At 43.8% G+C, this 8,164-nt stretch carries 7 protein-coding genes, 1 tRNA gene, 1 pseudogene and 1 riboswitch; all 9 genes and pseudogenes read right to left on the reverse strand.

What is annotated here, in order from left to right:
- Positions 1 to 701: pseudogene (locus ACXAFJ_RS20280) on the reverse strand (transposase family protein); the annotation flags it as partial.
- Positions 702 to 805: 104 nt separating this feature from the next.
- Complete coding sequence (thiH, locus tag ACXAFJ_RS20285) at positions 806 to 1,927, reverse strand: 2-iminoacetate synthase ThiH (RefSeq protein ID WP_475326004.1); 1,122 nt, start codon at positions 1,925 to 1,927, stop codon at positions 806 to 808.
- Positions 1,927 to 2,694 (reverse strand): thiazole synthase, encoded by a 768-nt coding sequence (locus tag ACXAFJ_RS20290; protein WP_475326006.1) that lies wholly within the window; start codon positions 2,692 to 2,694, stop codon positions 1,927 to 1,929. The genes thiH and ACXAFJ_RS20290 overlap by 1 nt, the downstream gene beginning before the upstream one ends.
- A gap of 1 nt (position 2,695) precedes the next feature.
- Positions 2,696 to 2,896 carry a sulfur carrier protein ThiS gene (gene thiS, locus ACXAFJ_RS20295; RefSeq protein ID WP_475326008.1) on the reverse strand — a complete coding sequence of 67 codons (201 nt, stop codon included), beginning with the start codon at positions 2,894 to 2,896 and terminating at the stop codon, positions 2,696 to 2,698.
- On the reverse strand, positions 2,893 to 3,648 hold the full coding sequence (locus ACXAFJ_RS20300; RefSeq protein WP_475326009.1) for a HesA/MoeB/ThiF family protein: 756 nt from the start codon (positions 3,646 to 3,648) through the stop codon (positions 2,893 to 2,895). Before ACXAFJ_RS20300 ends, thiS begins: the two co-directional genes overlap by 4 nt.
- Before the next feature lie 3 nt (positions 3,649 to 3,651).
- Positions 3,652 to 4,884 carry a thiamine phosphate synthase gene (thiE, locus tag ACXAFJ_RS20305; protein ID WP_475326011.1) on the reverse strand — a complete coding sequence of 411 codons (1,233 nt, stop codon included), beginning with the start codon at positions 4,882 to 4,884 and terminating at the stop codon, positions 3,652 to 3,654.
- Positions 4,885 to 4,896: 12 nt separating this feature from the next.
- The gene (gene thiC, locus ACXAFJ_RS20310) at positions 4,897 to 6,819 is read right to left on the reverse strand and encodes a phosphomethylpyrimidine synthase ThiC (protein ID WP_475326012.1); all 1,923 of its coding nucleotides are present in this window, start codon (positions 6,817 to 6,819) and stop codon (positions 4,897 to 4,899) included.
- Between the two features lie 85 nt (positions 6,820 to 6,904).
- Positions 6,905 to 7,003, reverse strand: a riboswitch (TPP riboswitch).
- 35 nt (positions 7,004 to 7,038) lie between these two features.
- Positions 7,039 to 7,422, reverse strand: coding sequence for a fluoride efflux transporter CrcB (gene crcB, locus ACXAFJ_RS20315; RefSeq protein ID WP_475326013.1), 384 nt, complete (start codon positions 7,420 to 7,422; stop codon positions 7,039 to 7,041).
- 659 nt (positions 7,423 to 8,081) lie between these two features.
- Positions 8,082 to 8,158, reverse strand: a tRNA-Trp gene (locus tag ACXAFJ_RS20320).
- Positions 8,159 to 8,164 lie beyond the last annotated feature (6 nt).

Consider the following 8,164-nt stretch of genomic DNA (forward strand, 5'->3'; position numbering starts at 1 on the left):
GTTTGGATGGCAGTGAAACCGATGATGGCTGTTGGTTGTTCGATGATAAGCCCTACGATTGGGGACCAATAGACGGTGTTGTTTTAGCAAACAGAACAAATGGTCCCGTCCTACATCAATGTTATGTTGACTGAGTAAGTGTTTGAGCTTGCGAGTTCCCAAGCGAGGATGTTGAATCCGTTGCTCTTTGACGAACCCAATGACAGACTGCTCTTTCCGAATTCGCTGACGCTCTGACGTACAACGTTTATAAAATGCCTGCCGAGTAATGCCAATAAACTGACAAGCTTTCGTCACTGTGAGTCTTTTGAGCGTTTTTTCCTTAATAACTCGGCTTTGCGCTTCTTTGAGATTCGAACTCCAAAATCTCTATCCATGACTTTTACGACCGCTTCAAAGAAGTCCGCTTTCAGTTGAGTTTCCTCAAGTTGTTGTTCGAGTTCTTTTATTCGTTGTTCAGGAGTATGAGCAGAAGGAGAATCAGACATATCATTACCTACTGTGTTTGGTTTCTCTATTCCTTTAGACCAATTTAGACGACCGTGCTTACGAAGCCAAACCAAGACCGTGGACCGACCTTGGATTCCATATCGCTCTTGGGCTTGTATATAGGTCATTTCTCCTTTTTCTACTTGGTCAACAACCGCCAATTTAAAGGCAAGAGAATAATCTCGCTGGGTTCGTTTACTTGTTGATTTCATGACACTCTCCAATTTCATGTTGGGAATGTGTCAACCTTATTTAGGACGGTACACTATAAATAGAAAAGGCGCTGAATAGCGCCCTTTTTGTTTCACGTGAAACACTAATTGATTACACCTGAATAGGCTGAATGCCAATCTTTCCAAACCGGATCAAAGCCTCGTTGTCGAATCATATCTTCAATATCTGTTGACGAGCGTTCGTCACTAATAGCAAATTGTTCCAATTCGGCATCGTCATTGGCATAACCACCAGGCTGTGTTTTAGAGGCTGCAGACATACTGGTAACGCCCAGAGGTAGGACATTGTCTCTGAACTTTTCACTTTCTCGAGTAGATAAGGACAACTCTACTTCCGGATTGAGTAAACGGTAGGCACATATTAGTTGAACCAATTGTTTGTCACTCATAACAGACTTAGGTTGTAATGAGCCTTCACAAGGGCGAATTCTTGGAAACGAAATCGAATAGCGCGTCTTCCAATAGTTTTTCTCTAAATAGTCGAGATGAGCTGCAACATAAAAACAATCGGTGCGCCACTCTTCTAAACCAATCAAGGCGCCAATACCAATTTTGTCTATGCCCGCTTTTGCTAGTCTATCCGGCGTATCAAGTCTGTAGTAAAAATCAGTCTTGTTGCCACGCAAGTGATGTTCAGCATAAGTGGAAGGATGGTAGGTTTCTTGATAAACCATAACCGCATCGAGACCTAAGGTCTTTAGCTCAGCATACTCATCTTGATCTAGCGGCTGAACTTCCATCGCAAGGTAATTGAAACGCTTTTTAATTGCGGGTAACTGCTCTCTGAAATAACGCATCCCGACTTTGGTTTCATGCTCACCTGTCACGAGCAAAACACTGTCGAACTTCATTGTCTTAATTGCGTCAATTTCCTGCTGAATTTCTTCCCCGTTAAGCGTTTTGCGCTTTATTCGGTTATCCATTGAAAATCCGCAATAAGTGCAAGAATTCGCGCACAAATTTGAAAGGTACAAAGGGATATACAAGCTAATGGTGTTACCAAAACGCTTTCGGGTAAGCGAGAAACTTTGTTGAGCCATAAGCTCAAGATAAGGTTCCGCAGCCGGCGAGATGAGTGCTTTAAAGTCCTCTAAATCTCGCTTTGGTTTGGATAGTGCTCTTTTAACGTCTTGGTCCATTTTCGAATAGATAGACATGCGTATATCATCCCAGTCGAGCGAACGAAAAACATCAACAAAACTCATTACAAATCGTCCAAGAAGCTAGTTAGTGGTGAAGAAGCAACAGCATGGTTCACTTGACCCGCTAAGCCAGATTCATAAGCCATTCGTCCTGACTCAACAGCAAGCTTAAAAGCTTTAGCCATCTGAACTGGGTTTGCAGAAGCCGCAATGGCTGTATTTACAAGCACGGCATCTGCACCTAATTCCATGGCTTCGGCTGCGTGTGAAGGTGCGCCAATTCCAGCATCTACGATAACCGGCACAGTTGCCTGATCGATGATGATGTTCAAAAAGTCACGACTGGCCAATCCTTTGTTTGAACCGATTGGAGCGCCAAGCGGCATTACTGCTTGGCACCCTACCTCTTCAAGTCGTTTACACAATACTGGGTCAGCATGGCAGTATGGCAAAACGATAAATCCTTCTTCGACCAATTGCTTGGCCGCCTCTAATGTTTCAACAGGATCTGGCATAAGGTATTTAGGGTCTGGGTGTATTTCCAACTTAACCCAATTTGTTTGCAACGCTTCCCTTGCGAGCTTCGCCGCGAAAACCGCGTCTTTCGCATTTTTGGCGCCAGAGGTGTTAGGTAGTAGAGCGATCTGATTAGCAATCAATGGAGAGAGAATATCGTCTTGCTGGCTACCTACTTCAACCCGTTTTAACGCCATTGTAGCCATGTTGGAGCCGCTCGCTTTAATCGAATCAATCATAGCAACGTTATTTGAAAATTTGCCGGTTCCAGTAAGTAGACGTGACTCAAAGGTTTTTCCTGCAATCTCTAACATCTTAACCTCCCGCTATTGCTTGAAAGACAGAAATGGAATCTCCATCGCTTGGTTGGACTTCTTGCCAAGTGTCTTGAGCAATAATATCGTTGTTGATCGCTACTACACATCCATCAGTTTTAATACTTAAGCTGCTAAGGAGCTCCTCTACATTTACAGGCGCTTCAAGGTCTATTTGCTCGCCATTTACTTCTAATTTCATTGTTCCTCACCGCAAGTCGTGCAGTTAATGTTTCGTTTGGCTTTTAACGTGCGCCAATTCATCGTTGTACCATCGAATAACTTTAAGCAGCCTATCTCACTACTAACTAGTTGTTGAGTGAGTATCCGCAATGCTGCTAACGCCTGTTGAGTACCCATAATCCCAACTACCGGCCCTACAATACCGCTGTCGACACATCGATTCCCATCGGGTAACGAATCAAAAGGAAAGATGCATCGGTAGCAGGCAGAGTCATCAGAATAATCAAAAATGGCAAATTGTCCTTGCCAACCGATTGCTGAAGCAAAAACGAGCGGTTTTTTGTGTTCAAAGCAAGCTTTATTAATCTGTTGCCGGCTTTTAATATTGTCTGTGCAGTCTAAGACAATGTCAGCCATAGAGATCTCAATCGCTAATTGCGCCCCTTCAATACGCTTTCCAACCGTTCTCACCCTACAGCCAGGGTTGTTACCTAGCAATGAACGCTTCAATGACTCAACTTTGGCAGCACCAACATCTTCATTACGAAATGCGACTTGTCGGTGTAGGTTGGACACTTCAATCGAGTCATCATCAACCAGTACCATCTTGTTTACGCCAGCCGCCGCTAGATAGGTTGCTGCAGGAACACCCAGCCCCCCACAACCAATAATGAGCACGGAGGCATTGGACAACTTGGCTTGCCCGCCTTCGCCAATACCCTCAACTTGTATCTGACGTATGTAGCGGTTGAAGTCATCGTCATTAATCATGACTTAATGAACCTTCTGTTTTGATTCTGAAATTGCATTATTCAATTCTTCGACTGCTAAGCTTTTATCTTCAGCTAAAGTTACCGCTCGAACAACAGCCACGTAATCGACACCTTGTGAAACTACTTTAGGGACCCTATCCAGGTCAATTCCACCAATAGCGACTGTAGGTATTGATTTACCTCGGGCGTTCGCCACTGATTTTACTAACCTATCGTATAAACCCAATCTGATTAAACCTTGTGGTTTTGATGGCATGACTTTGGTGGTCGTTGGAAATATATGACCCAAGGCGATGTAGCTTGGGTCAAGTTGAGTGATCCTTAGTAATTCATAATAACCATGGGTCGACAAGCCAAGTCGTATACCACTCTTGGCAAGCAAATTAAGATCTGTTTCATCAATATCTTCTTGTCCTAGATGGACACCGTAAGCACCATGCTTTAACGCTAGTTGCCAATGGTCATTGATATACACCTGAGCATTAGCTGTTTCACCCAATTCGATAGCCCTTTTGATTTGAGTTTCTAGGTCGGGTAGTTCTGGCGTTTTTATACGCAACTGTACAACAGATAAATCATTTTCTAGGAGCTCTTCTATAAGATCGACATTATCAACAACAGGATACAGGCCTTCACACTTTAGGTTGTGTCGTGGGAATGCGACTTCGGGTAGAGTCATATTTTTGCCCAAATCAAGTTTAGGAAGTGGAAAAGACTCACAATCTAGGGGCCATGTTTCACGTGAAACATTTTCAAGAGCCCTAGAAAGTACGACACAATCTTCTATCGGAAAGTCGAGACACAAACAAGCCATTAAGTTCGCTAACAAACTAAGACTTTCACCTGGATTACAATTGTCGAGACTTGCTTCTCGATAGCCTGGGGATTCAAACCAACGATCCAAATCACCTTCATTCCCCCTGCCGAAATTGATCACGGCGGAGCTACCTAACAATTCTGTTCCAACAAACGAATTAAACCAATCAGATTTAAATTCAAAGCTTACTAGGATTGTATTGGACGATTCCCCCAGAACACTTTCGTCGACGTGATGGCACGATACTTCATCCACTAAACAAATACGCCAAGATTTATCTTGAACCGATAAAGCAAACTCATTTTCGGATACTGTACTCAGTTGGTACCCTTGATTTTCAAGACCTACTCGTGCGGCAAGCTTCAAAACATCTTGGATGTGGGAATCAATTCGATCTAGTGTTCTAGGGGTGTTCATACTACTGCCTAATTAAACTGCTGAATGATAAAGCTGAGAACCTGTTTCTTTAAATTCTTTTGATTTTTGACGCATGCCTTCAAGTGGATCGTCTAACATTTTGACCTGTATAGATTGGTCAGCTGCCACTTGTTCTTTGTCCTTAGCGTACTCGCGCACTTCCTGAGAAATTTTCATCGAACAGAACTTAGGGCCGCACATGGAGCAGAAGTGTGCCACCTTTCCGGACTCTTGAGGCAGAGTTTCATCGTGGAACGCGCGCGCAGTATCCGGGTCCAATGCGAGATTAAACTGGTCTTCCCATCTAAACTCAAAGCGCGCCTTAGACAAAGCGTTATCTCTCACCTGCGCACCAGGGTGTCCCTTTGCTAAGTCTGCCGCATGCGCTGCGAGTTTGTATGTGATCAAACCTATTTTTACGTCATCCTTGTTTGGCAAACCAAGGTGCTCTTTAGGAGTGACATAACACAACATCGCACATCCATACCAACCAATCATCGCTGCCCCAATGCCTGAAGTGATGTGGTCATAACCCGGAGCCACGTCTGTAGTCAATGGACCTAACGTATAAAAAGGCGCTTCATGACAATGGTGAAGCTGCTCGTCCATGTTTTCTTTTATCATGTGCATAGGAACATGACCCGGACCTTCGATAATTACTTGTACATCGTACTCCCAAGCAACCTTTGTTAGCTCTCCTAGAGTCCTTAGCTCTGCGAATTGTGCTTCATCGTTTGCATCTGCAATAGAACCCGGACGTAAGCCATCACCCAATGAAAGTGCAACATCATATCGTGCGCATATTTCACAGATTTCTCTAAAGTGCGTATAAAGAAAACTCTCTTTGTGGTGCGCTAAACACCACTTAGCGATGATAGAGCCACCACGGGATACAATGCCCGTAACTCGCTTGGCAGTCATCGGCACATAGCGCAGAAGCAAACCTGCATGAATCGTAAAATAATCGACGCCTTGTTCTGCCTGTTCAATAAGGGTGTCACGCATTACCTCCCAAGTCAGGTCTTCGGCAATTCCGTTCACTTTTTCGAGTGCTTGATACATAGGCACAGTACCAATCGGAACCGGGCTATTGCGAAGTATCCACTCACGTGTCTCGTGTATGTTCCTTCCCGTGGAAAGATCCATGACAGTATCAGCGCCCCACTTGGTCCCCCAAACCAACTTTTCCACTTCTTCCTCAATAGAAGACGTAACTGAAGAGTTACCAATATTGGCGTTTACTTTTACTAGAAAGTTGCGGCCGATGATCATTGGTTCTGATTCTGGGTGATTAATATTGTTGGGGATGATAGCTCTACCTTCCGCCACTTCTTTTCTTACGAACTCAGCCGTAATGTCTTTTGGAAGATTAGCGCCAAAGTTTTGCCCTGGATGTTGCTGATTAAGTAACTCGTTACGAAATTTTTCACGACCCATGTTTTCTCGAATGGCAATGAACTCCATTTCAGGCGTAATAATACCTTGGCGGGCATAATGCATCTGGGTCACACATTTATTTGCACTAGCTTGGCGAATACGAGGAAGGTTTTGATAACGTAGGTCATCCAAAGTATCGTCATCCAAGCGTTGCTTAGCGTAGACAGAGCTAACTCCATCTAAGACAATTGTATCGCCTCGCTCTTCTATCCAAGCCTCTCTGAGCTTAGGTAGGCCCTCATGTAGGTCTATAGAGTAATCTGGGTCGGTATAAACACCTGACGTGTCATAGACGTTTATAGGCTCATTAGGTTCGAACTGAGGGTTCTCTTTTGTTCCGCCTATCAGGGAATCAGAAAGAGATATTTGACGCATTGGCACACAAACATCTTCCCGAGAACCTATTACATAGATTTTTTGGGAGTTGGGGTACGCTTGAGTAGAAAGGTTATCAATAAATTGCTTGGCTTCTTGCCTAGCTTGTTTACGAGTCGACATAGCATTTTCCTAAGAGATTATGGATTAAATGCTTATCGGATGTGAGTACAAGAGTCACCAGTATCCCTACTGGCTACAGTAAAACGCGATGTTTTCTCCTGTTCCCTTCGCGGGTATTAACCCGATCAGGTTCAACGGATCCCGAATTAACGGTCTCAGCCATTTGGCACTCCGACAAGTTTGTCGAGTATAACCAAGCCAGTTGATGAAACCAATAACTTAAACCTTGGATATTAAGACATACCCAAAATAGGCTGCCATTATACTTAGTAGCACGTTAAGACAGGTGGACGTAATAGCCTTTGCCACTTCTCCTTGATGAAGCAACGTAACCGTATCCATTGAAAAGGTTGAAAACGTGGTTAGCGCACCAAGAAACCCAACACCCAAAATGTAGCGCCAAGGTTCAGTTGAAACCCACCCCTTGGCAATGGCCGCTAACAAGAATCCCATTATCAATGAGCCTATAACATTCACAATCAGAGTACCGTAAGGAAACCCTCTTCCCCACATGAGCGTAGACCACTCAGAAATTAAATAACGACTCGTAGCACCAAATGCACCACCCAATGCCACGGAAAGTAAAATATATAGCTGACTCATGAGCTGACCACCCAAATAATAGTGACTTCATTATGAAGTAAAAGGGTTTGAAAATCAGTCAGTTTTTAAACGTTACAGCTGTCACTTTTAGAAACTAAAAACAGAAAGAGGTGCGAGATTTTTGTGAGAGATCGTGGATATGTAAAATTGAATGGAATCGACTATGCTAGCACTCCAAACATCACCATTGTTTTACAAGAGAATCAGTCCCAGTATTTCTGTTGAGGTTTTAGAGATAGCGGGAGATTGGAACGGAATACCGGAGATTCGAATCGGGTGATATTCAAACTCTCGACACGTACTGTATCTGGCAAATCGGAAATCTCTTTTACTGCTAATTAATTTACTTCAACACCCAAAAACAAAAAGGCCTAGGTCTTCCAACTAGGGCTCCAAAAATACAGCAGGGTGGACAGGCTCAAACTCCCAAAACGCGCATGTTTTAGTATTAGTGAAATCCACTGCTTTTTTTGGCGCTAACATAAAAAAGCCTCAGCATTTCTGCTGAGGCTTATTAATATAGCAGGGGTGGACCGGGCTGGCGCTCAAGAGATTCGAACTCCCAACAGGCGCGTGTTGTGGTATTAGAGGAATACGCTGCTTTGATTCATTACTACATACAAAAAAAGCCTCAGCGTTTCTGCTGAGGCTTATTTATATGGCAGGGGTGGAGAGATTCGAACTCCCAACACGCGGATTTGGAATCCGCTGCTCTGCCAATTGGAGCTACACCCCTAGATTT

Source organism: Vibrio sp. ABH4_348, from assembly GCF_056159765.1.